The 2,334-nt window shown below is 67.7% G+C and carries 2 protein-coding genes; both read left to right on the top strand.

Features of this window, described 5'->3' with window-relative positions; all coding sequences use genetic code 11:
• Positions 1–946 precede the first annotated feature (946 nt).
• The gene (locus tag ACFVZW_RS19350; protein WP_384522783.1) at positions 947–1,171 is read left to right on the top strand and encodes a hypothetical protein; all 225 of its coding nucleotides are present in this window, start codon (positions 947–949) and stop codon (positions 1,169–1,171) included.
• Positions 1,171–1,986: a Crp/Fnr family transcriptional regulator gene (locus ACFVZW_RS19345; RefSeq protein WP_384522781.1), complete on the top strand. Its 816-nt coding sequence runs from the start codon at positions 1,171–1,173 to the stop codon at positions 1,984–1,986. The genes ACFVZW_RS19350 and ACFVZW_RS19345 overlap by 1 nt, the downstream gene beginning before the upstream one ends.
• Positions 1,987–2,334 lie beyond the last annotated feature (348 nt).

Here is a 2,334-nt window from a genome sequence, read left to right as displayed (position 1 = left end):
GGGCCTGTTGACGGGTGCCGGACTGTCCTGGCGGGGCCGGGCGGCGTGGCTGCGGTTCGCCGTGGAACTGGCCACGTACGCGGGGCACCGGTCTGCTGTGGCCGAGAGATCTGCAAGTAGCGGTCGAGCTGATCGGCGGCGAAAGAGCCGTCGATCAGCTGGACGTCGGTGAGCAGCGACCTCCCGGACGCCACGAGGTGTACGACTTCTCGACCGTGTGTGCGCGCCTTTCTGCTGCCGGAGCTCCGCCGGCCGAGGCCACGCCCCCGGTTCCAGGAGCCCAATACATGACCGCTGGTCAGAAACGTTAAAGCGCAACGGATTTAGTCGATGTGACTCATGTCTCGCGCGCAGTTTTGAACCCGGAAAGCGCGTTGAGCGTAGTGAGTGACCTGCCCTGCACCCCTTACCGGGGTACGGAATCCGAACGACGTGATCGATCGTCCCCAAAAAACAGGAGAGTGGCGACGCCCTCAACTTGATAGAGGCACCGCCACTCGTCGTGACATGTTGATCATTTTGTGCGACCCCGTGCAGAGGCCCATTGGTCAAGCGTCGGGCGGCTCCGAGGGCACCACCCCCCGGAGCTCATGCCCGACTGCTGGCGCCAGACCCGATCAAAGTCGCAACGTCAGCGCCCTCAATGTATGGCCTAGGCCGTGCGAAGAATCCCCGAAAGTTGGGGGTTACCCAAGAGTAGGGCCCTGAACCCCCTCCATTGGGGGATTAGCCCCCTCTGGAACCCTGTGAAGCAGGGAGGGGCGCCACGCACCCGTGTGGGTGACAAGTTGCGTCCATCCGTGGGATATCGTCGATGCCCCCGAACAGCTTGATAGCAGCCCGGGGGCGAGGAGTTGACCGGAACTCACCAATCCGGTCCCTCTTCGCCAGCACAACAACTGCATGGCGCCAGACCCGATCCCATAGCAACGAATCCAGAGGAATAATGACGTTCCTTGTCGCTGCCGTTTTGATCGTCGCGATCATTGCGGCCACCATCGCCTACACCGTCCGCACGCTGCGCTTCACCCCCGCGCGCATCGCCACCGTGATCGTGGCGATCATCGGCCTCGTGATCGCGCTCCCCAAGGCCTTCGACGCCCTCCAGCCCCAGGCCCAGCCGCCGGTGACCGTCCCCGCCAACCCCAACACGGTCCCGGCGGTGAAGTGATGACGTTCTGGAAGCGAAACGAGCCCCTGCAGGTCGGGTCCCGTTTCTACGAGATCGACATCACCACCGGCCGCATCGACCGCGACAAGCGCCCTTTCCGGCTCAGCAGCGTGTTCGAGCGCAACCCCTTCATGCGCGAGCTTCCCGCCGATCTGCGCGCCAGCTTCAAGGAGCTGGCCCAGTCCAGCTCCCGGGAGCACCGCCGGCAGGCCGAGCTGCGCGGCCCGCAGGGCGGGACCGCGGTGCACATAGTGCTGCGGGGCTGCGTCGCCGAGCGGACCCAGATCGGCGCCTCCACCACGGTGCGCATCCTGGGCGCCGGCGCGGTCCTCGGCTGCATGGAGGTCTTCGACGAGAAGATGGCCACCCCGACCGCGGTGTGCCTGAACGACACCTGGACCGTCTACATGCCGATGGACCGGATGCGCGTCGTGGCCGAGTCCGCCCCGGCGCTGATGAAGGCCATCGGCATATCGGTCACCGACCGCATCGAGGCCACCGAGAGGATCTACAACCGGCACAACCTCAAGTCCGAGCAGCGGCTTGCCGGTCTGCTGGGCCACCTCGTCATGCACTGTGCGGTGCCCGGTAAGAAGTACGACTTCATGGTCGAAGGCCCCTCCCAGAGTGACCTCGCGGACGCCCTCGGCCTGAGCATCGGCTCCGTGGAGTCCGCGATGTCCGCCCTCCGCGCCAAGGAGATCGTGATCACCGGCTACCGCACCTACGAGTTCCCCTCGCTCCGCCGGCTGCTGGACGCCAGCGAGATGGCCTTCCCACCCGAATCCCTGGCCGGCGCCCTCGCGAAGATCTGACGCGGGCTCCGTCGCCCCGCGCCCCACCCCGCCACACGCGGGGCAACGATCTCCTCACCTCGAAGGCAACTGCATTGGCCGGCGAAGGCCCCCCAGACCCCGCTTCGGTCGGCATCACCTGGCGCGCCACCGCATCGTCGTGGCCACGGCCGTCCGCGCCAGGCAACGCCGCCCACCGGGAACCCAGGTCCGCAGGGGATGAATGCGGAAGGGGGGGGCGCCGCGGGGGGGGCGGGGGCGCGGGGCGGGGGGGGCGCGGGGGGCCCCCCGGCCGCCGCGCGGCGGCCCGCTGTGTGGCGGTCGGCCGTCAAGAAGGCCTCGGGCGGTGACGACCTGCTCTGGGAGACC

It is taken from the genome of Streptomyces sp. NPDC059567, from assembly GCF_042735655.1.
In the GTDB taxonomy this organism is placed as follows: Bacteria; Actinomycetota; Actinomycetes; order Streptomycetales; family Streptomycetaceae; genus Streptomyces.
The sequence above is the reverse complement of the archived record's forward strand: the minus strand, read 5'-3'. Positions and strand labels throughout refer to the sequence as shown.

Coding starts and splice junctions, on each gene's coding strand:
- ACFVZW_RS19350 (WP_384522783.1), top strand. CDS start 947: ATGACGTTCCTTGTCGCTGCCGTTTTGATCGTCGCGATCATTGCGGCC.
- ACFVZW_RS19345 (WP_384522781.1), top strand. CDS start 1,171: ATGACGTTCTGGAAGCGAAACGAGCCCCTGCAGGTCGGGTCCCGTTTC.